This window comes from Mesobacillus foraminis (genome assembly GCF_004340465.1).
Lineage (GTDB): Bacteria > Bacillota > Bacilli > Bacillales > Cytobacillaceae > Mesobacillus_B > Mesobacillus_B foraminis.
In genome coordinates, this window is record NZ_SLVV01000015.1 from 51,036 (window position 1) to 77,860 (window position 26,825).

A 26,825-nucleotide genomic window follows, 5' to 3' on the forward strand; every position below is an offset into this window, starting at 1 on the left:
AGCGGCAATGAAGACCAAATCGACGCGAAAATCCGAAAGAGGATGACATCATATCATCGTTGAAGATGAAACTGGAGCAAACCTCAATAAAAAGTAGACAGCATCATGCCGTTGACGAAATCCAATAGGAATCCAATGAGAAGCTGTCATCATCTCCCATGAAGACCTGGGGAGCCCTCACTTAGAAAAAAAAGCAGGACACGGTTTCCCTCCATCCGAAAAATAAGGATATTTTATGTATTTTACTTTTTTAAATATAAAAAGTTGATGAATTCCCGCGAATCGAAGAAAATAAAGGGTAAAATAAAAGAAAAATTGAAAAAGAGCGGAGAACGGAGGGGACACGATGGAAAAGAGAGCACTTATTAATATTGATTATACATATGATTTTGTAGCGGATGACGGGGCTTTGACCTGCGGAGAGCCTGGGCAGCGGATTGAATCAAAGGTTGTGGAACTGACGGAGGAATTTATTGCGAACGGAGACCTCGTTGTATTTGCTATTGATGTGCATGATAAAGGGGATGAATTCCATCCTGAAACAAAGCTGTATCCTCCACATAATATCCGCGGAACCAAAGGGAGAGATTTATACGGAAGCTTAAAGAAAGTTTATGAAGACCACCAGGGGCGTGACAATGTCTGTTATCTTGATAAAACCCGCTACTCCGCATTTGCCGGAACAGATCTTGAAATCAAATTGCGTGAACGGGGAATTACAGAAGTCCACCTTGTGGGTGTATGCACCGACATTTGTGTCCTGCATACAGCAGTAGATGCTTATAATCGCGGGTTTCAAATCGTTGTATATAAAGATGCAGTGGCCTCTTTCAACCAGGAAGGGCATCATTGGGCACTTGGTCATTTTGAGGGTGCCATGGGGGCAAACGTAAAGTAGACAGATCGTTCAACATGAAGCGGAATTCGGAGGTTAGTTTAATGGCAAGCAAATATAATGATGATAGTTTTATGCTTCATACGGATCTTTACCAAATTAATATGGTGGAGACGTATTGGCGGGATGGAATCCATAATCGCAGGGCCGTTTTCGAGCTCTTTTTCAGGAAGCTCCCTTTTGGAAATGGATATGCGGTCTATGCAGGGCTTGAGAAAATTGTCAGCATCATCAAGAACTTTAAGTTCACGGAGGATGATATAGAATATCTTAAATCCGAATGCGGGTACGGGGATGATTTTCTTGAATACCTTGCAAATATGAAGTTTACCGGAACAATCCGCTCCATGAAGGAAGGGGAAATTGTTTTTGCGGGTGAGCCGCTCATCAGAATTGATGCACCGCTTGCGGAAGCTCAGCTGATTGAAACGGTGCTCCTGAACATTGTTAATTATCAGACGCTGATTGCGACGAAGGCTTCACGGATCAAGCATGTTCTTCTTAATGAGATGGCCCTTGAATTCGGTTCACGGCGTGCCCAGGAAATGGAGGCCGCCATCTGGGGTGCCCGCTCCGCCTATATTGCGGGGTTTGAAGCAACGAGCAATGTGAGGGCCGGCAAGGTATTTGGCATCCCGATTTCAGGTACCCATGCCCATTCCATGGTTCAGGCTTACCGCGATGAGTATACAGCCTTCCGCAAATATGCCGAGACACATAAGGATTGTGTTTTTTTAGTGGATACTTATGATACCCTTCGTTCCGGAGTGCCGAACGCCATTCGGGTGGCAAAGGAATTCGGGGATAAAATAAATTTTATCGGAATCCGTCTGGACAGCGGGGATCTGGCTTATTTATCCAAAGAAGCAAGAAGGATGCTTGATGAAGCAGGCTTCACGGAGGCGCATGTTGTGGCGTCCAGTGACCTTGATGAATACACGATCATGAACCTGAAAGCCCAGGGAGCGAAAATCGACACTTGGGGGATTGGGACAAAGCTAATCACTGCCTATGATCAGCCGGCGCTTGGGGCCGTTTATAAAATTGTCTCCATTGAAGACGAGAATGGGAAGATGAATGATACGATTAAAATCTCCTCAAACCCTGAAAAGGTGACAACTCCAGGCTTGAAGAAGGTCTACCGGATCATCAATCAAACCAACGGACGTTCGGAAGGGGATTATATCGCCCTTGAAGAGGAGAATCCTCAAGGCGAGGAACGCTTAAAAATGTTCCACCCGACCCATACGTATATCAGCAAGTTTGTAACCAATTTTGAGGCGAGGGACCTCCACCAGGATATTTTTGTGAACGGCGAGCAGGTATATACCCTCCCGGATCTGGAAGAAATCAGAAAATACTCATCTGACTCCCTAAACCTGTTGTGGGATGAATATCAGCGCTCACTTAACCCGGAGGAATATCCCGTGGACCTCAGCCAAAAATGCTGGGATAACAAGATGCGCAACATTGAAGAAGTCAGGGACAAAGTCGCTGCTCTCGGAGAAAGTCATCATCGGTAAAAATTAGGGCTGGCCTATATCGGGCTAGCCCTTCATTTCGCCTCCAATCGACGAAAGTATGTTACTATAAAAACAGAAAATCCCCCGACAACATCTCAAAACTTCCCCCAAGAAATTAGAAAGTCTGCATTCGAAAGGAGCCATCAATCTTGCTAAATCAAGCCCTTCAACATCTTAAAAACTATTTTGGCTATTCCTCCTTCCGCAATGGTCAGGAGCGGGCAATTACCTCTGTTCTGGAAGGAAATAATACAGTCTGCGTCATGCCTACAGGCGGAGGGAAATCCATCGTCTATCAAATTCCGGCTTTGATCATGCCTGGAACCACTCTGGTTATTTCGCCTCTGATCTCCCTTATGAAGGATCAGGTGGATACACTTCTGCAGCTGGGAATACCCGCCGCCTTTATCAATAGTTCCCTAAGTGCAAGGGAGGCGGCCGAAACAATGGAAGAGGCTGTCCAGGGAGGGTACAAGCTTCTATATGTTGCGCCTGAACGCCTTGAATCACGGGAATTTACCGAGACGCTGAAACGAATCGATATCCCTCTTGTGGCAGTCGATGAGGCACACTGTATTTCCCAATGGGGCCACGATTTCCGGCCAAGCTATCTTCAGATTGCCCGGATGGTCAACAATTTGCCGGGGAACCCCGTGGTGCTGGCTCTGACTGCAACGGCAACACCTCAGGTTCGTGAGGATATTTGTGCTTCGCTTTACATCGATCCCGCCCATTCAGTCCTGACTGGGTTTGAACGGACCAATCTGTCCTTTTCGGTCATCAAAGGCCAGGACAGGCAAGCCTATCTGAAGGATTATGTGAAAAAGAACAGCAAAGAAGCAGGGATTATCTATGCAGCAACCAGAAAGACCGTTGACCAGCTCCATGAATGGCTCCGTAAGGAAAATATTGATGCTGCGCGTTATCATGCAGGAATGAGCGACGCAGAGCGGTCTGCGGAACAAGAAAGGTTTCTCCAGGATAAAGCGGATGTAATGGTGGCGACTTCTGCATTTGGCATGGGCATCGATAAATCCAATATCCGCTATGTGGTCCACTTTCAAATGCCAAAAAACATGGAAAGCTATTATCAGGAAGCAGGACGTGCAGGGCGTGATGGCCTGGACAGTGAATGTGTCCTCTTATACTCTCCTCAGGATGTCCAGATTCAACGATTCTTGATTGACCAGTCCTCAGAGCAGGGAAGGATGTCACAGGAGCTTCAAAAGCTGCAGCAGATGGCAGATTATTGCCATACGGAAAACTGCCTGCAGGCTTTTATCCTCGAGTATTTTGGGGAGCATGAAGCCTATGCCTGCGGACGCTGCGGAAATTGCACAGACTCGCGCTCAAGTGTTGAGGTTACCCGCGAAGCCCAGATGGTGCTGAGCTGCATCATCAGGATGGGCCAGAGGTTTGGCAAGGCATTGACCGCTGCAGTCCTGACCGGGTCAAAAAATAAGAAAATAGTTGAACTTGGCTTTGATAAACTGCCAACCTACGGAATCATGAAGGATCAAAGTGCCAAACAGGCTGGCGAACTGATTGAATTCCTTATCTCTGCCAATTTGATCGGGGTGGAGCACGGGACTTATCCAACGATTTATGTGACAGCTGCCGGAAAGGATGTCCTTACTGGAAAGCAGCAGGTATTCCGGAAAGAAGCGGTGAAAATTCGCCAGGTATCGAATGACGATCCACTGTTTGAAGAACTGAGGCAGCTCAGGAAATCAGTGGCCGAAGCAGAGAAAGTGCCACCGTTTGTGATTTTCTCAGATTCCTCCCTGAAGGATATGTGCGCCAAGCTTCCTCAGGATAACGAGGAATTCGTTGGTGTTTCCGGCGTTGGTGCCAATAAGCTCGAAAAGTATGGAGAGGTATTTATCAAAGCCATCGCCGCTTATTGTGCCGCCCATCCTGAGAGAGAAAAGGTGCTTGCCCCATCCCAGCCTGCCAAGCCTGCGAAAAAGGCTGTCACCGATTCCCATCTTGAAACCTACAAGCTTCATCAGGAAGGGATGACTGTACCAGAAATAGCCGGAAAACGGGAGCTAGCGGAAAGTACAATTGAAAATCACTTGATGCAATGCATCCAGCATGGAATGGAAGTCGACTATAGCCTGTTGATACCTGAAGAATTCCTGGCGCTATTGGACGATGCAGTTGGAGAGGCTGGACGGGAAAGGCTCAAGCCGATCAAGGAATTGCTTCCGGATAAAATCAGCTATTTTATGATAAAAGCCTTTTTATACAAGCTGCGCGAAAAGGAGAAGGCTCCTGCAGAGTAATAGGTGATTTCGCATTTGCCTCCCTGATGTGATAAAATCGTGGATAGCGAATTTACTGCAAAGGAAGATTGGATGAGCAAAACATTGCCGGTTCAAAAGAACGATTATATAGACGCAGAATTTACAGATTTGACGCACGATGGAGCGGGAGTTGCCAAGGTGGAAGGCTACCCGATTTTTGTGCCTGGAGGCCTGCCGGGCGAGAAGGCAAAGATCAAGGTCATTAAGGTAAATAAGGGCTATGGCTTTGGCCGTCTGGTGGAAATCCTTGAACGGAGCCATTTCCGCGTTGAAGTCTCCGAGGAAGATGCCCATAAATATGGAGGCTGCCAGCTTCAGCATATTAGCTACGAAGGACAGCTGGAATATAAGAAAAGCCAGGTGGAGCAAGTGCTCACTCGCATTGGTAAGCTGGATAATGTAAAAGTTCATCCTGTGCTTGGAATGGAGCATCCATGGCATTACCGGAATAAGGCGCAGGTGCCGGTAGGAGAAAAGGACGGAAAGCTGGTTGCCGGGTTTTTCAAGCCGCGCAGCCATGAAATCGTTGATACAGATGAAAGCCTGATCCAGCTTCCGGAGGTCAACGAGGCCATCCAGACCGTGAAGGAAATCTGCAGCGAGCTTGGCATCAAGGCTTATGATGAGCAAACCCATAAAGGCGATCTCCGCCATATCATGGCCCGCTACGGGAAACAGACAGGAGAGCTGATGGTGGTCCTGATTACCCGGACAGCGGAGCTTCCTCAAAAAAATCAGCTGATTGAAAAAATGACCGCCAGGCTTCCAAAGCTTAAGTCCATCGTCCATAATATCAATTCAAAACGGACAAACGTCATCTTAGGGGACAAAATCAACATTCTTTGGGGCAATGAAGTCATTTATGATTATATTGGCAATGTGAAGTTTGCCATCTCGGCTTTAAGCTTTTATCAGGTGAACCCTGACCAGACCAAGGTGCTTTACGATAAAGCATTGGAATATGCAGGTCTCAGCGGGGGAGAAACAGTGATTGATGCTTATTGCGGCATCGGTACGATTTCATTGTTCCTTGCTCAAAAAGCCGGGAAGGTCTATGGAGTCGAAATTGTCCCGGAGGCAATCGAAGACGCCAAAAGGAATGCCGCCCTGAACGAAATCACCAACGCGAAATTTGCGGTGGGGGAAGCGGAGACGGTCATCCCCAAATGGTACGAAGATGGGGTCAGGGCAGATGTCCTTGTGGTGGACCCGCCGCGTAAAGGCTGTGATGAGGCATTGTTAAAAACAATCATTGAAATGAAGCCAAAGAAAGTCGTCTATGTCAGCTGCAACCCAGCAACGCTGGCCCGTGATTTGCGGATCCTGGAGGACGGAGGCTACACTACGCTCGAAGTGCAGCCGGTCGATATGTTCCCGCAGACAACACATGTAGAATGTGTTGCAAAGCTTGTGCTGAGATAATAAAATTTTACGGCCTAGTAGGTGCATACTGGGCCATTTTTTGTACCCGCATAGGAGACCTTGTAAAGTGTCTTTTAACAAAAAAGAACATACTTTGAGGTATGCCAATTGCGAGTAATTAGAGTAAAACTTTTTATTTTAACTCACAATAAAATAGGTTGTCAATAATAAATTTGCAATATTTTTTAAAAATGTTATAATAGTCTTATAATGGTTTTTTTATCGTATCCGATCTCCGCTGTATTTTTTTGCAGATAGAATGATGGATACGTTTTTTTTATAACCTTTTTTAATCCGGAGAAAAAGCAAACAGTTGTGTGAACTTTAAAGGAAAGTTAGTTAAATAAATTGATCAATTTATTTAACTAATAGGAACAGAGTTTTATTCTGCAAGGAGGACTAGAATAATGAATCTAATCAATAAGAAAGTTACACACAAGCGTTTTGGCATGGGAAGTATAGTTAAACAAAATGATTCTAGTATTGAAATACATTTCGCATCGGAAAATAAAAAGTTTGTTTTTCCCGATGTATTTGGAAATCACTTAAAACTTCATGATAAAAGTGTTGCTAATTCACTTGAAAAAATTCTGCAAAAAAAGGAATTGGAACGAAAGGAGGAAGAATGGAAGAAGGAAGAGGAAAAAAAACTGCAGCGAAAAAAACAGGAACTCCGCTTGGAACATGAAAAACTTATGAAAAATCATAAACTTCATCCCGAATCACAAATGGTTTTTTGGTGTGACACAGAAGAACAGAATAGTTCTTTTTCAGAGTGGAAGGTTTTTTCAGGCGAAATAAAAAGTGGTACTAACAAGGGGAAGTCAAATAAACCCATCCGCCTGCACCAAAATAGCGCTGTCCTGTTAACAGCAGTAGATTCCAGCATGCCTGAAAGAGACAGACGTATCTTAGGTGTCTATATGGTAAATGAGGATTTTATCGGCAAGCTTTGTGAAGATGGATATATTCCCGCTCATTCAAAATACAGACTCCAACTTACTGAACAGGAATCGGATCAGATGCTTTTCTGGGAATATTACGTAAATGGAAAGCTGCCTCACAAAATGACATGGAATACAGGCAAATACCGTTATTTTGATAATTCATGGATGGCTCAAATTCTGATTGATATAGTTTCGTTGAAAAGTGACCCAAAAGAACGAGAGCAGGCACAAGAGTTTTTTGACCATTTTTGTAAAATGAACCGGATAATAGCTCAAGAGTTACCAGACCCAAATGGCGCATTAATGCGTACTTAGGCCTCAGCCCAATAATATAAGAATGACCAGGGATTGACACACTTTTCTCACCATTACCAATGGTGCCTGGCACTGTTTGCCGCGAGTTTGGTTTCGGGGGAGAATAACTAAAGTACAATGCAATTCCATTTTATTCATTTTCACTATTTAGTAATTAAGCATTAAGTTCAAAAGTTACCTGTGGCTCATATTGAATTCCTACAACACTCTGGACGGGTGGAGTGTGTCGCGCAACTCGTTTTAATTGTGTAACTTTTAAAATAAACTAATGCTGTTACGACCCTGATCTCGCAAAAGATCCTTTTGCGAGATTGGGGCTTTTTCCTGTTAAACCCCTGTCAGTCATTGTTCTTCCAATCATTCCAGCCTTTTTAGCATTATTTTGAGAAGTGGAATTCTGGTTGGCGAGGTGGATTTTAGCAATAGTATTTTGGTTGTACAGAGAATGGGAAGAAGTTATAATTAACATTTCCGATCAGTTTATAAAAAGTGCTTAAGCATGGTATAACTGTAAAGAAGCAGGGACATTCTGCTTTTTAATTTTGGGACCTAGAGTTATTTGGTATCCCTTAATGAGAGGATTTGAATCTGAATATGAAAGATAATTTTTGGCGTGATTTACCACGACCTTTTTTTATACTGGCACCAATGGAAGATGTAACCGATGTTGTTTTTCGCCATGTAGTGAGTGAAGCAGCAAGACCTGATGTATTTTTTACAGAGTTTACAAACTCGGAAAGTTATTGTCACCCAGAGGGGATTCGCAGTGTGCGCGGGCGTTTGACTTTTACAGAGGATGAACAGCCGATGGTAGCCCATATATGGGGAGATAAGCCTGAATACTTCCGGCAAATGAGCATTGGAATGGCGGAACTAGGCTTTCGGGGGATCGATATCAATATGGGCTGTCCTGTCCCTAATGTGGCACAGCACGGCAAGGGAAGCGGCCTTATCCGTCGTCCAGAAGTTGCAGCAGATTTAATACATGCTGCAAAAGCAGGAGGGTTGCCCGTAAGTGTAAAGACAAGGCTTGGTTACACGGAGGTCGACGAATGGCAGGACTGGCTGACACACATCTTGAAACAAGATATTGCTAATCTTTCCATTCATCTCCGTACAAGGAAGGAAATGAGCAAAGTAGATGCTCATTGGGAGCTGATCCCGGAAATCAAGAAACTTCGTGACCAGGTGGCACCGGATACACTTCTGACAATCAATGGGGATATTCCTGACCGTCAGACAGGCTTGAAGCTCGCCACCCAATATGGTGTTGACGGGGTGATGATTGGGCGCGGCATTTTCAGTAATCCATTTGCCTTTGAAAAGGAGCCGAAAGATCACAGCAGTAAGGAATTGCTTGATCTCTTAAGGCTGCATCTGGATCTCCATGATAAATATTTAAACTTACAGCTGCGTTCGTTCAAGGCTCTTCATCGCTTTTTTAAGATCTATGTCAAAGGATTTCGAGGGGCGAGTGAATTAAGGAATCAGCTAATGAGCACAGAGTCTACAGATGAAGTGCGTGAATTGCTTAATCACTTTGAGTCAAAAAATTTGGATGGAGTGGGGGAGCAGTAGAAGTGTCCCCGTTCAAGGTGAAAGAAAAAGTGGTGTGCCCTCAAAAACGTTAGAGATTAGACGAAGCAGTTCATTGGCTGGTGTGAAGGCGGTATTGAACCGGAATCATGCCTGCCATTTTTTTTATATTCCGTTGTTTTCCTAAAATCACCAGCACCACTTGGGTCACCACATACACTCTGGACATATGGGAGCAGTGGCGCAATTAATTTTAAAAAAAGAAGCAGGCTCCTGATAAGGGAACCTGCTTCTTTCTCGTTTTGGGAGCTAAGAATCGGTTGTGAATCTCAAGGCTGTAAACAAGTAAAATTGGGAGTTGCATTCACGGGTGTCTACGTGACCTTTCTATGATCCAGATTAGCATCATGGTCAAGTAGAGGGCTTCTACGTGACCTTTCTCTAATCCAGATCAGCATCTCGGTCAAGTAGAGGGCTTCTATGTGACCTTTCTCTAATCCAGACCAGCACCTTGGTCAAGTAGGGGGCTTCTATGTGACCTTTCTCTAATCCAGACCGGCATCATGGTCAAGTAGAGGAGTCTACGTGCCCTTTCTCAAATCCAGACCGGTATCAAGGTCAAGTAGAGGGAGTCTACGTGACCTTTCTCTAATCCAGATCAGCATCTCGGTCAGGTAGAGGGTGTCTACGTGCCCTTTCTCTCATCCAGACCAGCATCATGGTCAAGTAGAGGGCTTCTACGTGACCTTTCTCTAATCCAGATCAGGATCTTGGTCAAGTAGAGAGATTCTTCTTGCCCTTTATTCTATTCCAAACCATCTGAGAATTCTTTATTTTATCTTACAGATATTGTTAACCGCTTACCCACCTTATACAATTTAGGTATAAAGAGTTTGTTCAAGGGGGAAACACATTTATGATCCCAGCTAAAATGAATCCAATTTCCATTACTGCAAAAAGGGGAAGAGGTGTTGACTCCATCGTCGATTGGTTCGATGAGCATAAGCAAACATTCTATTCACTTGGTTGGGCCTATCTTAGGAATCAGCAACAAATGGAAGAGTTATTTTACACATCGATTATAAAGGTTCAAAAGGAACTGCCACGATTTAAAAATGAAACTTCATTCGAAATGTGGGTTACCTCCATTTTCATTCCAATCTGCCGGGAGCTTTATGCTCATCGAGGCTTACAACCTAAAGAGGAAAGTGAACCATGTCAGGATGTGTTGAAAGCACTGGATCAATTGAAAGAGTACGAGAAAGAAGCAATACTACTTACATATGTAAAAAGAATGTCTAAGGAGGAAGCCGCACATCTTCTAAAGGTTTCAGTGGAAGAGTTGCAAGAGCATTTGTTTTCCGGAATTCAGTCACTTAGAAAAGAGATGGGGTCCGAATCAACCTTTAATGGCTGTAAAGAGTATCATAAGAAGTACATTGATTACTTAGAAAGAGCCATAGGTCGGCCGGAAAAGGTTGATTTTGAGGTACATATTTATCATTGTCATGCATGTCAGGAGGATTTGGCTGCTTTTCAGGATGTGATGCTGAGCATGACAAGTCTTTCTGACAGGATTGAGGATCTGCAGATGCCATCTGGTTTCATGGAGAGTGTCAAAGACAGGCTGGCAGAAAAGGACAGGCAGAGACAACAGAAGAACGAAAAACGTAATAGAATGCGCCTTGTTTTATCAGGCTTTTTCGCATTGGTAATGGGCATAGGGTTTTTTACAGGGGCCTTTTCGAGCATCTACTATGCATGGACAGAAGATAATAAGCAATTGCGCGCCTTTTCACAACAGGACCTCGGTGAAAGGCTGAACCTTGAAGCGGAAAGCAATGGGGTGAAAATCACAATCAAGAGCGCGATTGCTGACGATGTCCAGACACTGGTTTTTTATGAAATAGAAGATAAAAATGAAAACAATCAATATGTGATCAATTATGATGAAGGGATTCTTGTGGAGAACCAGCAAGATATCATGAATAATGCAGCCTATTCAAGGTACTATCCTCCTGACCTAGAATCGGATGGAAATAACAAAGAAAAAAATATATTTGAAGGGAAGGTCAGTCTGCTGCCACTCGCAGTGGATGACGGGACAATCAAACTCAAGATTACAAAGCTTCAGAAACTGGTTCGTGATTCCACTTACCCCGAGCGTTTTGAGAACATAGAATTTAAAACAGGAAAATGGAATTTTGAGATTCCTGTATCCAAACAGCCTAGCATCGAATATGCATTGGAGGAGGAAACCGAAGTCGAGGGGATTCCGGTTCGATTTAATAAACTAACCATCGCCCCAACTGCGACAATTCTGCAATTTGGCATTAATAATGAACAGCCTGAGAAGCGATTAGAAGTGCTTAGTTTTGACAATCTAGAAGTAAACGATAAAAAACTGAAAGCAGATATGTATGGCACCACTTTTTCGGACGTACAGAAAGACATGAATTGGACTGCTTTACAAACACATTTTGACCCCGTTTTTGGAGAAAAACCAAAAGAGGTTAACGTTCAATTCGCATCCGTACAGTTAACGTTTGAGGATCCAAAAACCATCGAACTGGATGCTGCCCAGGACTATCCTCAAACTTTTGAATATGCAGGAAGTACAATCTCCATTGACTCGGTCGAGGCTGGACCGCCCAGCGAAGTTGTCATTAGTAATCATGACATAGAGGATCGAGCCTATCAGTCGCTTCACTTCGATATTATGGGGGATGATGAAAGTGAAAATAGTTCAATGGAGATGGATTCTGAAGGAGTACTCGTTGATAAAAATGGCATTGAATACGATTTAAACATAACCCCTGTCTCATATGAAAAAATTGAGCAGCCCCGTTATTTTGAAACTGTTCAAAGGATTACTTTACACGGAAGCAAAGTTGGTCCTAAGAGGCTGAATATTATTGGATACAGTGCAATGAAATATGTGGATGAAGTTGTAAATATATCTACGGCTGACATAAAGCAGTGATTCGAGTATCACTGCTTATTTTTTTGTGGGATATGACGAGGAACGATTCATGTGTAAGGCCACTTATACCTGTTTTGTTTATGGTTCCTTTTTGTTGTTCTAAATGCATTGTAGAAAGTACATTTTCATCAGCCTGATGTTATCTTTCACAAGGTTAAGTATGCCACAGAACTATAAAAAATAGAAAAATGTAAATTTTTAATGTTGGTAAAGATATGCAGTTGCGAATAAAATGAGGAGCAGGGAGACATTTCATTTAGATTTTTAAGACGGAAAACAGGGGGAAACGATGTTAACAAAGGATGAATTGCGCGGGATAAAAGAATTGCAGGAGATTTGTGAGGAAGAGGGAGGGTTCCAGCTTAAGCTGAATTTTGACATGCTTGCAAACAGGGCAGAAAATAGCCAGGAGGACTTTTTCCATTATGAGGACGGCAAGCTTGTCGGGTTCTTGGGAAGCTATGGTTTTGGGAATAAGGCAGAGCTTTGTGGCATGGTTCATCCTGATTACCGAAGGAAAGGAATATTTTCAAGGCTGCTTGGTATGGGTCTCGAAGCTGCCAAAATCCAAAATTTCGAGACTGTATTATTGAATGCTCCATCACAGTCCGTAAGTGCAAAAGGGTTCCTTACGACGGTCCCGTGCACCTATTCTTTTGCGGAATACCAAATGAAGTGGCAGGAAACGAGCTTGAATGAAGACCCCTCTGTAACGTTGAGACCTTCTTATTCAGATGAAGATATGGAAGCTGAGATACAGCTGGAGGTCACGGCCTTTGGTTTTAATGAAAAGGAAGCTCGTGAATATAATCGGCGGCTTAGGAAGACCAGTTCCGATCAGCATTTAATTATTGAAGCGGCTGGCAAAACAGCAGGGAAAATCCGTGTAGCTGAGTCAAACGGGGAGGCGTGGATTTATGGATTTGCTGTTTTTCCCGAACTCCAGGGAAAGGGGATTGGAAGAAAGGCGCTGTCAAAAGTGGTCCTAATGGAACGCCAAAAAGGATTGCCGGTCTTTCTGGAGGTGGAGGCAGAAAATGCCCACGCCCTGAAACTCTATGAATCCTGCGGTTTCAAAAGCTACCATTCCCAGGATTATTATCAGTACCTTAACCAGGATTAAACTAAAACATTGCTTGATGAGCTTGGCCGGTCAATAAATTCTATATACAGGGGCATCCTTGATGTTCGTCTAAAAGAAGAAGCAGGAACCACTAAAGGGTCCTGCTTTTAAGTATTTTTAAGCAATTAGCAGCGGCAAAACCTGGTTTGTGCTGCAAGTTAAAGGCCAATTGGCGCCTTTGCAGGTAGGCAAAGACTGTTTAAAATCTTGTAAATCTCAATACCGTCAGAGCTTCCAGGCCGGAAAATCGATTTCTTTTTGTTTCTCATAATTCTTCATTCTTGAATAAGAGTTTCCCAGTTTACTGACAATGTAACCTTGAGGGCTTGAGGTTGAAGCATGATCGCACAACTCTTCCTGCTTAATCTTCGCAAACATATTCGCTGCAGCAGCCAGATCTGCAATTGCGTCCATTAATTCAGGATTGTCGTTGTTGTACCTATCTGCGATAGAGTAAATATAATCGAGTCTATTTCTGATATGCTTAAGAGTTTCAAGCTCAAACTGTTCCTGTGCCTTTTCCATATGATTCAGCTCCTCATTGATAAAGCTTATGAACGGAGAAGGAAATCTGGAACCTAAATAAAATAAATAAATCAGTCATAAAAAAGTCCAGCAGTAAAAGAGAATTTATCAATATGGGTGAGGAGCTTTTAAATTTGATTCCTGGAATAGTTTATGCCCGATAGTTTCGGCCGATCGGCCTTTGTAAAAGGCTTAGGGAGCTGAAGCGGGGGAAATAGTGACCTTCATTCTGTTATAATGGATTCACAACTATTTGCGGGGGAAGAAATGCAGGAGGAACGGAAATGAAGCCAAAGATTGAAGATGTAGCCAAGCTTGCGGGTGTATCGCCAACAACGGTTTCCCGGGTGATGAATAACCGCGGCTATATAAGTGATGAGACAAGAGAGAAAGTACAGAATGCGATGAATGAGCTCAACTATTTTCCCAATGATGTGGCTCGTTCTTTATTTAATAAACGGTCGAATATAATCGGATTGATTCTGCCGACAACCAGCAATCCGTTTTTTGGGGAACTGACCTTTCATTTGGAGAATATATGTGCGGAGATGGGGTATAAGGTCCTGCTTTGCAACAGTTTGAACGCCATTGATAAAGAGGAAAAGTATTTAGAAATGCTGCTGCGAAACCAGGTGGACGGAATCATCGTTGGGACGCATAACCGGGGGATACTGGATTACCATAAGCAGAACCTGGCGGTCGTGGCCATTGACCGGTATCTTTCAGAGACGATTCCTGTCGTTGGTTCCGACAATTATGAAGGCGGAACAATGGCGGCAGAGCTGTTAATGTCAGGAGGCTGCCAGTGCATTGTCCTGATTGACGGGATTGGAGAGCTAGAGACTCCGGCGAGATTAAGAAGAAAAGCTTATTCAGATGTGATGAAGAGGAACGGAAGGGCTCCGATTATCTATGAAATTCCGGAAGTGTTTGACCGTCAAAGCCAGCAGGAAGTCATCAGCAGGATTTTTAGTGAGCACCCGGATGTCGACGGTGTATTTGCCACCAATGATCTATTTGCTGCTTCATTTATCAACGAAGCGAAAAGGCACGGGAAGGAAGTCCCTGGGGAAATAAAGGTGATTGGGTATGATGGAACCGAGACGGCTCAGACATTAATGCCGGAATTAACGACAATCAAGCAGCCGATCGCTAGAATCGCAAGAACGGCGATTGATATCCTCGTAAAAAAAATCGAGGGGGATATGAAAGAATCTCCGCAGGAAACAAGACTTCCGGTAAAAATAGTAAAAGGAACGACCGCTTAAAAACATTGTAAATGCAGTGTTTTTTTCTTTTACATTTATGTCAACGGGTTGACATATGAAAGCGGTTGACATACAATCATGGTGAAAGTGCTTTCAGTTAGATTGAATAACCATTCTATATTCCTACTAAAAGGAGAAGCGATTAATGAAAAATTCAAAAAGTCTCTACTGGAAACTAAGTGCCTATTTTTTCTTTTTCTTTTTTACATGGTCATCGAGTTATTCGCTATTTTCAATTTGGCTGGGCCAGGAAATTAACTTAACTGGAGCAGAAACAGGGATTATCTTCTCTGTAAACGCTGTCTTCGCTTTGTGCATGCAGCCGTTATACGGCTATATATCAGACAAGATCGGCCTAAAGAAGAACATCCTCTTTTTTATCTCCATTCTGCTGGTCTTTGTCGGACCGTTTTATATTTATGTATACGGCCCATTATTGCAATACAATGTCTACCTTGGCGCCGTTGTGGGAGGACTTTATTTAGGGACGGCTTTTCTGGCAGGGATTGGTGCGATTGAATCCTATATAGAAAAAATTGGCCGGAAGTATGATTTTGAATATGGAAAGTCGAGAATGTGGGGATCCCTTGGCTGGGCAGCCGCAACATTCTTTGCCGGCCAGCTGTATAATATTAATCCCAATATCAATTTTTGGGTGGCATCTGTATCAGCGATCATCCTGGTCGGAATCATCCTGTCTGTAAAAGTGGAAATGACAGAACACGAGGCCAAGAGAGCCGATTCCGTAAAATTGAAAGATGTGGGACAGCTTTTCTTACTGAAAGATTTTTGGTATTTAATGATGTATGTTGTCGGTGTAACTTGTGTTTACAGTGTGTATGATCAGCAGTTTCCAATCTATTATTCTTCATTGTTCCCGACAGAGGCGATGGGAAATCAGGTCTTCGGCTACCTCAACTCCATCCAGGTATTTTTGGAAGCCGGAATGATGTTTCTTGCCCCATTGATTGTGAATAAGCTTGGGGCCAAAAGGAGCTTGATTTTAGCAGGATATTTAATGGCCTTCCGGATTATTGGGTCGGGGCTTGTCGAAGGGCCGGTCGGCATATCCGGCATGAAACTGATTCATGCGCTGGAACTTCCGATCATGCTCATTGCCATTTTTAAATACCTGGCAGCTAACTTTGATACACGCCTTTCTTCAGTGCTCTATCTGGTAGGTTTTCAGTTTGCCTCCCAGGTAGGTGCGTCCATTCTGTCTCCGCTGGCTGGCAGCTTATACGACAGCATGGGATTCCGGAATGCTTATATCATCATGGGCATCATGGTACTAAGTTTCACGATTATTTCGATGTTTACGTTAATTGGGACTAAAAAAGGCAAGGAAAATATGAATATAAAAAACTTGCAAAAAGCAGCTCTTTAGGAGGAATAGATGATGTTGACAACAAATAATAGACTTCAGCAGGCGGAAGAAGCACTTCAGAAGGCAAAAGAGAAATTGAATGAGCGTTACCGGTTAGGTTACCATATCGTGGCACCTGCCAACTGGATTAACGATCCAAATGGGTTAGTCCAGTTCAAAGGGGAATACCATGTATTCTATCAGCACCATCCCTATGATGAAAATTGGGGTCCGATGCACTGGGGCCATGCGAAAAGCAAGGACCTTGTTCATTGGGAGCACTTGCCTGTTGCGCTGGCCCCGGGGGATGCCTGCGACAAGGATGGATGCTTCTCCGGCAGTGCGGTGGATAACGATGGAGAATTGACACTCATTTATACCGGTCATCATTATACTGATAAAGAAAAAGACTTATTCACGCAGAATCAGAATATAGCTGTAAGCCAGGATGGAGTAACTTTCGAGAAGGCAGAGGAAAATCCGGTCATTGCGGAACCTCCGGCTGACAGTGCCCATCATTTCCGCGACCCGAAAGTCTGGAAGCATGGAGATTCATGGTATATGATACTGGGAAATGCGACAAAGGATGAAGTGGGAAGAGTCATCCTTTACCGTTCTGCAGATCTGAGAAAATGGGAATATATCGGGGTTTTGGCGCAAAGCGAAGGAACGCTCGGCTATATGTGGGAATGCCCGGACTTCTTTGAACTGGATGGAAAACATGTCCTGCTGATTTCTCCGCAAGGTTTGGAGGCGGAGGGAGATTTGTACAACAACCGGTTCCAGACAGGCTACCTGATTGGTGAGTATGACTACGAAACAAACAAATTTTCACATGGTGAATTCATCGAGATGGACAATGGCCATGATTTTTATGCGGTCCAGACATTAAAAGATGATAAAGGCCGCCGAATTGCAATTGGCTGGATGGACATGTGGGAATCAAACATGCCAACGAAGGAAGACGGCTGGTGCGGAGCTTTAACGCTTCCGAGGGAACTGACTCTGGATAAAAGGAATAAAGTATTGATGAATCCTGTTGATGAGCTGACGCTGCTCCGGGAAACGGAGCATAAGGTTTTCGCAAACCAATCAATCTCAGGAAACTATCTTGCTAAAACAAATCAAGACTTGATTGAATTAAAAGTTGAATTCGACCTGACAAAAACGACCGCACAGGCTGTTGGTTTTAAAATCCGCGGATTGGATCAGGAAGAAACCGTTTTGCGCTATCAAGTCAAAGACCAAAAACTGGTCCTGGATTGCACGAAGCATGGCAAGAAGGAAGATGGAATCAGACGTACAGCTCTTGAAGCCGGCGACAGACTGTCTTTGCGGGTGTTCATTGACCGTTCCTCCGTTGAGATCTTTGCCAACGAGGGGCAGGCGACAATGACAAGCCGCATCTATCCGCAGCATGAAAGACTGGGTATTGAACTCTTTGCGGAGGATGGAGATGCACAAGTAAGTGAATTTACTTATTGGAGCTTAAAAGATATTTGGAAATAATTAAAATAGGAATTTATTTGAATGGCCCCCGGAATAACCGGGGGCTTTTTTTGACAAATCCCTGACTCTTTCTCTAAAAAAGTAGTCTATTATTACCAATTTTCTTATGATAGGTAATTTCCTTCAAAAATCCCATTTTTAATATTGGGTATTTCTGGTAATGTACTTTTAGACATATGTAAAAACAAGAAATGGAGGTAATTATATGATGAAAAAAATCACTAATCAAATTTTAACAGTTACTTTAAGTTTGGCCCTGGCAGCTTGTTCTGTACAAAGTACTAAGCCTTCCGGGCAGAGAGAAGAACATGCTGCTGACACGAACGGTGAGAAAAAAGAGTCTAGATTAAGTTCTGCTCATTGGTCTTACGAAGGGGACACAGGTCCGGAGCATTGGGGTAAAATCGATCCGGCCAATTCAGCCTGTGTCAATGGCAGTGAGCAATCACCCATTAATATTGAATTTTCGCAGGTACAAACTAAAAAAGCTGTAGAAGACCTTCACATCAACTATCAGCCTGCGTTATTTACAATCATGAACAATGGCCACACAGTCCAGGCAAATGCGGTTGATGAGGGTAATAGCGTTATGATTGAAGGGAAGGAGTACGAGCTTGTTCAATTTCATTTTCATACCCCAAGCGAGCACCAATTTAACGGTCAAAATTATGAAATGGAGCTTCACCTTGTTCATAAAGATATGAGGGGCAAAATTGCCGTCCTCGGTTTGATGATTAAAGAAGGAGAAGAAAATGAAAGTTTAATTTCCCTTTGGAATACACTGCCAACAGAGAAAAACGAAAAAGATAAATCATTAAATGAGCCTGTTCATTTGGAAGCTTTGCTGCCCGATGATCGATCAGCTTTCGCCTATGACGGATCGCTTACCACACCTCCTTGTACGGAAGGGGTAAAATGGACTGTTTTTGAAAAGCCAATTGAAATGTCAAAACAGCAAATAAAAGCATTCCGTCAAATCTTCCCTGACAATCATCGTCCCGTACAGGCTAAAAACAATCATAAAATTATTAAGGAATAAAAAGTACGGATTATCGGACCATCTTAAAAGTTTGAACAATCCTGAATGATCTATGCATTTTAATTTTTACCTTTTGATCTACAGAATAAATATCCTCCAAAAGCACATTATATAAAAGGCTTTTCTAAACTACAGCAAGGGGGATATGTACATGAGCGACTTTTTAGGCGGTTTATTTGGTGATGAATCACAAGGAACTGAAGATAAGAAAAATCAATACTCACGCGGCCAAGGAAAGGATGCCAGCTCAGGCAGCCAAGGAAATGATGCGAGCTCAGGCGGCCAAGGAAACGGTGCCAGCTCAAGCGCCCAAGGAAACGATACCAGCCAAACAACGAGCGGTAATAAAAATGAAGGCTCATTGGAGCTTCATAAAGAACAGCTGGATGTCACAAAAAATAATGTAAGTGCTGGTGAAGTTGTCCTGTCCAAAGAAGTTGTAGAAGAACAAAAAACCGTCGACGTTCCTGTTATGCACGAGGAAGTTGTCATAAAGCGAAAGCCAATGAATAACGAACGAAGCAATGCATCCATCAGCGCCCAGGAAACCGTCCACATTCCTGTCAGCCAGGAGCAAGTTGAGGTAAACAAGTATACAGTAACGACCGAGGAAATCTCTGCTTCTAAACGCCAAGTTGAGGAAACGCAGCAAGTTCAAGAAACCCTTAAACATGAAGAGGCTCATGTAAATACGACTGGAAGTGTGGACATTGTTGAAGGCGGTTCAGGCTTCGAGGATATAAATAAAGGTTAGTAAAGAAAAAACACCTTTTCATTGATTCAGAATGAAAAGGTGTTTTTACCATCCTTTTGGAGGGAGATTCAGTGTCTGAAAAGCATAATTCGACAAATCAGGAAGCGACACTCCGGCTACATAAGGAAGAACTGCAGATAAGCAAAAAAATGGTGCAGACATCAGATGTAAAGGTATATAAGAGATCTTATACCGAGGAAAAGCAGATCTCGATCCCGGTAAGACATGAAGAACTTGTCATTGAGAAGAGAAAGCTGAATGAAGCCGAGGCGGAAGGAGAGCTGATCGAAACCATTCGAATTCCTTTGAGCGAAGAGCGAATTGAGGTCACATTGCACCCTACGATCCTTGAAGACGTGGAAATTTATACACAACAGTTTGAAGAAATCATCGAGATTCAAGAAACACTGAAGGAAGAAAAGGCAAGGATAAATACAGTGGGGAATATAAGAGTAATAGAGGATGATTGTTAGCTGCTCGGTGTTTCGGTGGCATCATTCTTCAAGTATTTGAAGAACTTACACAAGAGAAGAAGCGAGAGAGGCATTCGGAAAATTCCCAAGCTGCCAGATTTTGATTTATCTATTTTAAGGACTTTTTAAATCTGCCTGCTAAAAGGCAGGTTAACTATCATATGTGAGAACCTCGAATCCTTTTAATTCGAGGTTTTTAATTTGTTTAACACCAGTTCCTAATAGTCTTTTCGGCCAGGTTCAGAATGAAGCCAAGCCCATTTCATTGCAGTATGAGCAGAATTGTAAAAAAGTGTGTCAGCTATACTGACAATAGTGTACGAATAACCTTAAGAGTAACTTATAATCTATTTACACATTAACAATATTGTTTAAATTCAAAAAAATATAGACAAAAGTGTTTAAGAAGATTTAAAATATGGGTAAACGCTTACAAAAGGCAATTTTAAGGAGGATTGAAGGATTTGGAATTATTAATGAGAAATATGTTTCAGTCGCTTGGAAAGAATACCTCGGCCAATAAACTAGCGAAGAAATATGGATTGCGCTTTGGAGCAGCCCGGTTCGTGGCAGGAGATTCTATCAAAGCCGCTATTGATGCAGTTAAAAAGCTTAATAGTGACGGCAAAGTTGTAACCCTGGATCACCTTGGTGAATTTGTTTATACCGAGGAAGAGGCACTGCAGTCAGCTGCCATGTGTATTCAAACCTTGGACGCTATTGAGGAAGCAGGCGTCAATTCCAACCTTTCCCTTAAAATGACATCCCTTGGCCTTGATATAAGCAAGGAGCTTTGCATGAGGAATATGCGAAATATCCTTGACCGTGCCAGGCTTTATAACAATTTTGTCAGAATCGATATGGAAGATTACGAGCATTGTCAAATCTCGCTCGATATATACAAAGAATTGCGCCGGGAATATGACAATGTTGGCATCGTGATCCAGGCATACCTTTACAGGACTGAGCAGGATATCGCGGATTTAAACCTCCTGAATGCGAACCTGCGCCTTGTGAAAGGGGCCTACAAAGAGTCGCCGGCAGTCGCTTTCCCCGAGAAAAAGGATGTGGATGACAACTATAAAAAAATCATTAAGCAGCATTTGCTGAATGGAAATTATACAGCTGTCGCTTCCCATGACGAAACAATGATTGAATTTACGAAGTCAGTCGTGAGTGAGTACAATATACCGAAAGAACAGTTTGAATTCCAGATGCTCTATGGCATTTGTGAAGATATTCAGGCAAGACTCGTAAAAGAAGGCTATAAAGTCCGTGTTTATGTGCCATTCGGGGTCGACTGGTTCGGCTACTTTATGAGGCGCCTGGCAGAAAGGCCGGCAAATGTCTGGTTTGTCCTGAAGAATCTATTAAAATAATAAATTTATCTAAAAAGGAGTCGGAACATAATGAAAACATTAACCAGCCAAGCACCATTTAAAAATGAACCTTTTACAGATTTTACGGTTGAAGAAAATAAAAAAGCGATGTATGCAGCCCTTTCAAAAGTTAAAAAAGATCTGGGCAAAAAGCATCCTCTTGTTATCGGCGGCGAAAAGGTGTTTACCGAAGAGCAGACGGTTTCAATTAATCCAGGAAATACAGACGAAGTGATTGGATCTGTCAGCAAAGGGAATAATGAGCTAGCCGAAAAGGCTATGCAGGAGGCGCTGAAGGCATTTGAAACCTGGAAAAAGGTTGATCCTGTGGAACGTGCACAGTATTTATTCAAAGCAGCCGATTTAATGAGGCAGCGAAAGCATGAGTTTTCTGCCTATCTGATTTATGAGTCAGGGAAGAACTGGGCTGAAGCAGATGCTGATACAGCAGAGGCAATTGATTTTATGGAATTTTACGCAAGGGAAATGATTCGCCTCAGTGAAACAAGCATCCATCAGCCGCTCACTAAAATAGATGGGGAAGATAATCAAATTTCCTATATTCCTCTCGGAGTGGGAATTGTCATTTCTCCATTCAACTTCCCGCTGGCCATTATGGCAGGTACAACGGTCGCCGGGATTGTATCAGGAAACACAGTTATCTTAAAACCTGCTGATGCTACTCCTGTGGTAGCGGCAAAATTTGTTGAGTTAATGGATGAAGTTGGCCTTCCAGCAGGTGTGCTTAACTTCATCCCGGGGGATGGGATTGAAGTGGGCGAGTATCTGGTTGAACACCCAAAAACCCGTTTCATCTCATTCACAGGCTCCCGTGCAGTAGGATGCCGCATTTATGAGCGTGCTTCCAAAGTCCAGCCAGGCCAATTGTGGTTAAAGCGCGTTATTGCCGAAATGGGCGGCAAGGACGGGGTAGTTGTTGACGAAACAGCTGACGTTGATGCAGCAGCCGCAGCAATTGTTGCTTCAGCCTTTGGTTTCCAGGGGCAAAAATGCTCCGCGGGTTCCAGGGCGATCATTGTAGAATCGGTTTATGACCAAGTGGTTGAAAAGGTAACGGAATTGACGAAAAATCTTACTGTCGGCCTTCCTGAAGAGAACTATCAAGTGGGACCTGTGATTGATCAAAGGTCAGTCGATAAAATCATGGGCTATATTGAAATTGGAAAAACAGAAGGCAGGCTGCTGACAGGGGGTGGAAGAGCGGAAGGAAACGGCTTCTATATTGAGCCAACCGTTTTTGCCGATGTAGATCCAAAAGCCCGCATTATGCAGGAGGAAATCTTTGGTCCGGTCCTTGCCCTTGCAAAAGCCTCTGACTGGAAAGAAGCAATCGAAATCTACAATGATACAGAGTATGGTTTAACAGGTGCCTATCATTCAAAGGATGAGGAGCACATCGAATATGCCCTTGAAAATATGCATTGCGGAAACCTCTATATTAATAAAAAGTGTACCGGTGCGTTAGTTGGAGCACATCCGTTTGGCGGATTTAATATGTCCGGAACAGATTCAAAAGCTGGAGGATATGACTACTTGCTGCTATTCACCCAGGCGAAGCTGAAATCCAGAAAGAAATCGTAATGATCAAGGCCGGGGAGGACCCTCTTTTGGGGGGCTTCCCGGAAATTCAAGAAGGGACAATCCAATTTTGTAAGTGCTTTACCTTTCTTTTATTTCTGGTGAACGGGGGATGACGATTGAACACACAGATACTTATATCGATTGGTATTTATATGGCGGGAATGCTGTTAATCGGTTATTTCGCTTACAGGCGAACTTCTAATCTATCGGATTATATGTTGGGTGGAAGGGGACTTGGAGCTGCAGTCACGGCATTAAGCGCAGGTGCGTCCGATATGAGCGGCTGGCTGCTGATGGGTCTGCCGGGTGCGATGTTTGCCCAAGGGTTGAGCGCCTCGTGGATTGCTATTGGGCTGACAATCGGTGCCTATTTAAATTGGCTTTATGTGGCTCCGAGGCTAAGAACGTATACAGAAAATGCCAATGATTCAATGACGATTCCTTCCTATCTGGAAAATCGTTTTGGTGATCAGTCATCCATGCTGCGTTTAACCTCCGGACTTGTCATTATTATATTCTTTACTTTTTATGTTTCTTCCGGAATGGTATCGGGCGGGGTACTGTTTGAGTCAACTTTTAATCTGGATTATCAGGCGGGCCTTTGGATCATTACTGCGGTGGTCATTGCCTATACGCTGTTCGGCGGGTTTTTAGCAGTCAGCTGGACTGACTTTGTCCAAGGCTTGATCATGGTAGTGGCACTTATTTTAGTACCAGCAGTAACGATTATGGAGGTTGGCGGTTTTGGCCCGGCCGTTGAAGAAATCAAAGGGATCGATTTGAAATTATTCGATATTTTTAAGGGAACTACGGTCCTGGGGATCATCTCCTTGCTTGCCTGGGGGCTGGGCTACTTTGGACAGCCTCATATCATTGTGCGATTTATGGCGATTTCGTCGGTAAAGGAAATCAAAAAAGCACGAAGAATTGGCATGAGCTGGATGATTTTTTCCGTTGGCGGTGCCATGCTGACTGGTTTTATCGGCCTCGCCTTCTTTTCGAAGCAAGGCCTCAATCTTGCTGACCCCGAAACGATTTTTATTGAACTTGGCGGAATCTTATTTCATCCATTGATTACCGGGTTTTTGCTGGCGGCACTTTTGGCAGCCGTGATGAGTACGATTTCATCACAGCTTTTGGTTACCGCGAGCTCCCTGACAGAGGATGTCTATAAAACCTTCTTCCGCAGGTCGGCTTCAGACAAGGAGCTGATGCTTGTAAGCAGGATTTCCGTCCTGGTCGTATCTCTGGTTGCGGTTCTGCTCGCTTTTAATAAAAATGGAACCATCCTTTCGCTTGTCGCCTATGCATGGGCGGGATTTGGAGCTGCATTTGGGCCCGTCATTCTCTTGAGTCTTTACTGGAAACGCATGAACAGATGGGGCGCACTGGCGGGAATGATTGGCGGAGCGGTAACGGTCATTGTCTGGGCCAATGTACCGGTATTGGCGGACAGCCTTTACGAGATCATCCCTGGCTTCATTGTTGGTTTGGCTGCAATTTGGATGGTCAGCCTGGCGACACCTGAGCCAAGTGACCAGTTAAAGAAGGAATTTGACCTTTATAAAAAGACAGCTTAGCTATTAAGTGCCCAAGGTTCTTTTATAAGACTAGTTAGGAGTGCCTCAGGGTTAATATTTAAACAAATGAATGTCCTGGAAACAACTTTTGAAACCAATAGTTTTACACGTTAAAAGGGTGAAAAAGGGAATGGCTGCATGCTTTGTCGCCCTAGTAAATCGTCGATGCTTCAAATTCAGGGAGTGGATAGAAGGGTCAATATGATCGGCCTGCAATTGCTGAAATCTGTGACATACAGGTTCAGCTTTTTTTTTCATCCATCTGCGCAAGCTTTATGGACAGGATGATTTTTATACACTTCCCTCGCTGGGAAACTGCGGGATATCTTTGAAGTGAGGGCAAAGCTGTGCTAGTCTGCTAGAGTCCAGGTGCTCCCTGTTAGGAAGGCGTCAGGTAATCGTTTCTGGCGTAGGAAGTGTATCTCCAGCTCCCTGATAGGTACGAGTGAGTGGATACGGCTGTTTAATTTATGTTACAGTGATAAAAAAGCCAGAAAGGAATTTAGTATGTTCAAAAGTGCACAATACCAACTGGATAACTCCTTTACCATTGTAAATGATCATACACCTTTATCTGAAATAAAGAAGAAACTAAACGAGTATCATTTTGTCGTTGTCGCGGGTGGAACATACTTTATTATTCATGACCATGAGTATGGCCTGATCGAGCTGGGCGGTGATTCCAGGCCTGTTGCGGATTGGCTTCGGCAGCTCAAATGGCTGCCTTCAACCATTGTCACGGCTGAAAGGATCGTTTCGCAAGAAGTGGACTGGAGGCGGCCAGTACTAGTTAAAAATGAAAGGGAATTCATGGGGGTTTTAACCTCCGCGAAGGCAATCGAAAAGCTGGAGGGAGAGAACCGGGAGATTACGGCCTATTTTGATACACTGGCGGAAACGATAAACGACTCTGTAACTGCGGTAAATGAAGACGGTCAAGTTGTTTACTGGAACCTTGTCGCTGAAGAAACGTACAAGATAAAAAAGGAATTCATCCTGGGCAAAAAAATCGGAGAGCATTTTAACGAGGAAGCCGTTGTCCTTCATCGGATCCTGAATGAAGGCCTGCCCGTACGAGGAGAATACCATCGTCCCAACAAGGATACACATGTTCTGATAAACGCTTCACCTATTATGATTGATAATAAAATTATCGGCGGAGTGGCTACGGAACAAAATATCACCAATATCCTCAGGCTCAACGAGGAGCTGGACTCAAACTCCTCTCTGCTTGTTTCCAGGAAAAATCCTTTTTCAACAATGCCCACCGGGAGCCCCAAGTTTCAGGAGGCTTTAAAAATAGCACAAAAGGTGGCTCATGCAGATATTCCGGTTCACTTAACGGGGGAACCAGGATCGGGAAAGGAAATGCTTGCTCAGGCCATCCACTATGGCGGGGCAAAAGCCGATGGAGCTTTTATCACGCTGAATTGTTCCGTTATTCCTCCGGCTATGCTGGAAATTGAACTCTTCGGTTTTCAGAAGGAAACCTATACGACGGAGCAGCAAACATTGCAAATTGGAAGAATCGAACAGGCATTAAACGGTACATTATTTATTGAAGACATTGATAAAATGCCGCTGTCCATCCAGGGGAAATTGCTGGAATATCTGGTTGACAAGAGCTTTTACCGAGTGGGAGGGGCAGAAAAGATTACGTCCCCAACCAGGATCATTACGTCCACGTCGGACTCCATTGATGTATTGCTAAAAGAAGGCAGCTTTAACGAAAAGCTTTATTTCCGCCTCTCGGTCATCACAATTGATATTCCCCCGCTTCGGACCAGAAAAGAGGATATCGTTTCCCTGGTCGAGAAATATCTTCGCGAATTCAGTACCAAGTATAAAAAAACGTGCCCAGAGATGGAATCCGAAGCCATACTCCAGTTAGTGAACTATGACTGGCCCGGCAATATCCGTGAACTCAAGAATACGATTGAACGAATGGTCCTTTTAAACGACAAACCAGCCATTACAAGTGATCAGCTTCCTGACCATATAAAAAGCAAGCTGATTGTTAGCCATATCGATGGAAAAGACGGCGAAATCGAACCTCACGAATTATCCCTGAAAAATGCAGAAGCGCTGGAAATAGAGGAAGCCTTAAAAAAAACGTATGGCAACAAAAGTGCCGCAGCCAGCCTGCTTGGCATCTCAAGAGGCACTTTATACAACAAGATAAAAGAGTACGGTTTGAATTGAACAGGGAACTCCAGCTAAGGCTTTTTGGAGAGCAGGTGAAGCATTCGTTTGCGCTTCGGGGAGCGAGATCCAAAC

19 protein-coding genes are annotated in these 26,825 nt (G+C 43.6%); 18 read left to right on the forward strand and 1 reads right to left on the reverse strand.

Translation table 11 applies throughout. The features are described from left to right. The first annotated feature begins 346 nt into the window (after positions 1–346). From EV146_RS23625 to EV146_RS23660, 8 genes are all read left to right on the forward strand, one after another. Entirely contained in the window at positions 347–898 is a 552-nt protein-coding gene (locus EV146_RS23625) for a cysteine hydrolase family protein (RefSeq protein ID WP_132011198.1), read from the forward strand. Positions 899–939: 41 nt separating this feature from the next. Then, positions 940–2,418, forward strand: a complete 1,479-nt coding sequence (locus EV146_RS23630) for a nicotinate phosphoribosyltransferase (protein WP_132011199.1) — start codon at positions 940–942, stop codon at positions 2,416–2,418. Positions 2,419–2,567: 149 nt separating this feature from the next. Further along, on the forward strand, positions 2,568–4,706 hold the full coding sequence (gene recQ, locus EV146_RS23635) for a DNA helicase RecQ (protein ID WP_132011200.1): 2,139 nt from the start codon (positions 2,568–2,570) through the stop codon (positions 4,704–4,706). A gap of 72 nt (positions 4,707–4,778) precedes the next feature. Continuing rightward, positions 4,779–6,149: a 23S rRNA (uracil(1939)-C(5))-methyltransferase RlmD gene (gene rlmD, locus EV146_RS23640; protein ID WP_132011201.1), complete on the forward strand. Its 1,371-nt coding sequence runs from the start codon at positions 4,779–4,781 to the stop codon at positions 6,147–6,149. A 407-nt stretch (positions 6,150–6,556) separates the two neighbouring features. Beyond that, positions 6,557–7,411, forward strand: coding sequence for a malate synthase (locus tag EV146_RS23645; RefSeq protein ID WP_132011202.1), 855 nt, complete (start codon positions 6,557–6,559; stop codon positions 7,409–7,411). A gap of 594 nt (positions 7,412–8,005) precedes the next feature. After that, positions 8,006–8,989 carry a tRNA dihydrouridine synthase gene (locus tag EV146_RS23650; protein WP_132011203.1) on the forward strand — a complete coding sequence of 328 codons (984 nt, stop codon included), beginning with the start codon at positions 8,006–8,008 and terminating at the stop codon, positions 8,987–8,989. Between the two features lie 874 nt (positions 8,990–9,863). Then, the gene (locus EV146_RS23655; protein WP_132011204.1) at positions 9,864–11,930 is read left to right on the forward strand and encodes a DUF4179 domain-containing protein; all 2,067 of its coding nucleotides are present in this window, start codon (positions 9,864–9,866) and stop codon (positions 11,928–11,930) included. Between the two features lie 289 nt (positions 11,931–12,219). Further along, the gene (locus EV146_RS23660; RefSeq protein WP_132011205.1) at positions 12,220–13,053 is read left to right on the forward strand and encodes a GNAT family N-acetyltransferase; all 834 of its coding nucleotides are present in this window, start codon (positions 12,220–12,222) and stop codon (positions 13,051–13,053) included. Positions 13,054–13,278: 225 nt separating this feature from the next. On the opposite strand, the gene EV146_RS23665 is transcribed toward EV146_RS23660, so the two are convergent. Then, entirely contained in the window at positions 13,279–13,578 is a 300-nt protein-coding gene (locus tag EV146_RS23665) for a hypothetical protein (protein WP_121610154.1), read from the reverse strand. 284 nt (positions 13,579–13,862) lie between these two features. Here EV146_RS23665 and EV146_RS23670 point away from each other — a divergent pair, with 284 nt between their 5' ends. The 10 genes from EV146_RS23670 to EV146_RS23715 all read left to right on the forward strand — a co-directional run bounded on the left by EV146_RS23670 (position 13,863) and on the right by EV146_RS23715 (position 26,750). Next, positions 13,863–14,846 (forward strand): LacI family DNA-binding transcriptional regulator, encoded by a 984-nt coding sequence (locus tag EV146_RS23670; protein WP_132011206.1) that lies wholly within the window; start codon positions 13,863–13,865, stop codon positions 14,844–14,846. A gap of 145 nt (positions 14,847–14,991) precedes the next feature. Beyond that, complete coding sequence (locus EV146_RS23675) at positions 14,992–16,233, forward strand: MFS transporter (RefSeq protein ID WP_132011207.1); 1,242 nt, start codon at positions 14,992–14,994, stop codon at positions 16,231–16,233. A 12-nt stretch (positions 16,234–16,245) separates the two neighbouring features. Beyond that, entirely contained in the window at positions 16,246–17,721 is a 1,476-nt protein-coding gene (locus EV146_RS23680; protein WP_132011233.1) for a glycoside hydrolase family 32 protein, read from the forward strand. Between the two features lie 205 nt (positions 17,722–17,926). Further along, positions 17,927–18,760 (forward strand): carbonic anhydrase, encoded by an 834-nt coding sequence (locus EV146_RS23685; protein WP_241994034.1) that lies wholly within the window; start codon positions 17,927–17,929, stop codon positions 18,758–18,760. A 151-nt stretch (positions 18,761–18,911) separates the two neighbouring features. Beyond that, entirely contained in the window at positions 18,912–19,514 is a 603-nt protein-coding gene (locus tag EV146_RS23690; protein ID WP_132011208.1) for a YsnF/AvaK domain-containing protein, read from the forward strand. Positions 19,515–19,585: 71 nt separating this feature from the next. Continuing rightward, entirely contained in the window at positions 19,586–19,987 is a 402-nt protein-coding gene (locus EV146_RS23695; RefSeq protein WP_241994035.1) for a YsnF/AvaK domain-containing protein, read from the forward strand. A 464-nt stretch (positions 19,988–20,451) separates the two neighbouring features. Then, positions 20,452–21,366, forward strand: coding sequence for a proline dehydrogenase family protein (locus EV146_RS23700; protein ID WP_132011209.1), 915 nt, complete (start codon positions 20,452–20,454; stop codon positions 21,364–21,366). 30 nt (positions 21,367–21,396) lie between these two features. Continuing rightward, complete coding sequence (pruA, locus tag EV146_RS23705) at positions 21,397–22,968, forward strand: L-glutamate gamma-semialdehyde dehydrogenase (RefSeq protein WP_132011210.1); 1,572 nt, start codon at positions 21,397–21,399, stop codon at positions 22,966–22,968. Positions 22,969–23,084: 116 nt separating this feature from the next. After that, positions 23,085–24,548 (forward strand): sodium/proline symporter PutP, encoded by a 1,464-nt coding sequence (gene putP / locus EV146_RS23710; RefSeq protein WP_132011211.1) that lies wholly within the window; start codon positions 23,085–23,087, stop codon positions 24,546–24,548. Between the two features lie 507 nt (positions 24,549–25,055). Then, on the forward strand, positions 25,056–26,750 hold the full coding sequence (locus tag EV146_RS23715) for a sigma-54 interaction domain-containing protein (RefSeq protein WP_132011212.1): 1,695 nt from the start codon (positions 25,056–25,058) through the stop codon (positions 26,748–26,750). The last annotated feature ends 75 nt before the right edge of the window (positions 26,751–26,825 follow it).

What these genes read in the sequence shown, in the direction of transcription:
- EV146_RS23625 (WP_132011198.1), top strand. Translation starts at nt 347, where the DNA reads ATGGAAAAGAGAGCACTTATTAATATTGATTATACATATGATTTTGTA.
- EV146_RS23630 (WP_132011199.1), top strand. Translation starts at nt 940, where the DNA reads ATGGCAAGCAAATATAATGATGATAGTTTTATGCTTCATACGGATCTT.
- rlmD (WP_132011201.1), top strand. Translation starts at nt 4,779, where the DNA reads ATGAGCAAAACATTGCCGGTTCAAAAGAACGATTATATAGACGCAGAA.
- EV146_RS23645 (WP_132011202.1), top strand. Translation starts at nt 6,557, where the DNA reads ATGAATCTAATCAATAAGAAAGTTACACACAAGCGTTTTGGCATGGGA.
- EV146_RS23650 (WP_132011203.1), top strand. Translation starts at nt 8,006, where the DNA reads ATGAAAGATAATTTTTGGCGTGATTTACCACGACCTTTTTTTATACTG.
- EV146_RS23655 (WP_132011204.1), top strand. Translation starts at nt 9,864, where the DNA reads ATGATCCCAGCTAAAATGAATCCAATTTCCATTACTGCAAAAAGGGGA.
- EV146_RS23660 (WP_132011205.1), top strand. Translation starts at nt 12,220, where the DNA reads ATGTTAACAAAGGATGAATTGCGCGGGATAAAAGAATTGCAGGAGATT.
- EV146_RS23665 (WP_121610154.1), bottom strand. Translation starts at nt 13,578, where the DNA reads ATGGAAAAGGCACAGGAACAGTTTGAGCTTGAAACTCTTAAGCATATC.
- EV146_RS23670 (WP_132011206.1), top strand. Translation starts at nt 13,863, where the DNA reads ATGAAGCCAAAGATTGAAGATGTAGCCAAGCTTGCGGGTGTATCGCCA.
- EV146_RS23675 (WP_132011207.1), top strand. Translation starts at nt 14,992, where the DNA reads ATGAAAAATTCAAAAAGTCTCTACTGGAAACTAAGTGCCTATTTTTTC.
- EV146_RS23680 (WP_132011233.1), top strand. Translation starts at nt 16,246, where the DNA reads ATGTTGACAACAAATAATAGACTTCAGCAGGCGGAAGAAGCACTTCAG.
- EV146_RS23685 (WP_241994034.1), top strand. Translation starts at nt 17,927, where the DNA reads ATGATGAAAAAAATCACTAATCAAATTTTAACAGTTACTTTAAGTTTG.
- EV146_RS23690 (WP_132011208.1), top strand. Translation starts at nt 18,912, where the DNA reads ATGAGCGACTTTTTAGGCGGTTTATTTGGTGATGAATCACAAGGAACT.
- pruA (WP_132011210.1), top strand. Translation starts at nt 21,397, where the DNA reads ATGAAAACATTAACCAGCCAAGCACCATTTAAAAATGAACCTTTTACA.
- EV146_RS23715 (WP_132011212.1), top strand. Translation starts at nt 25,056, where the DNA reads ATGTTCAAAAGTGCACAATACCAACTGGATAACTCCTTTACCATTGTA.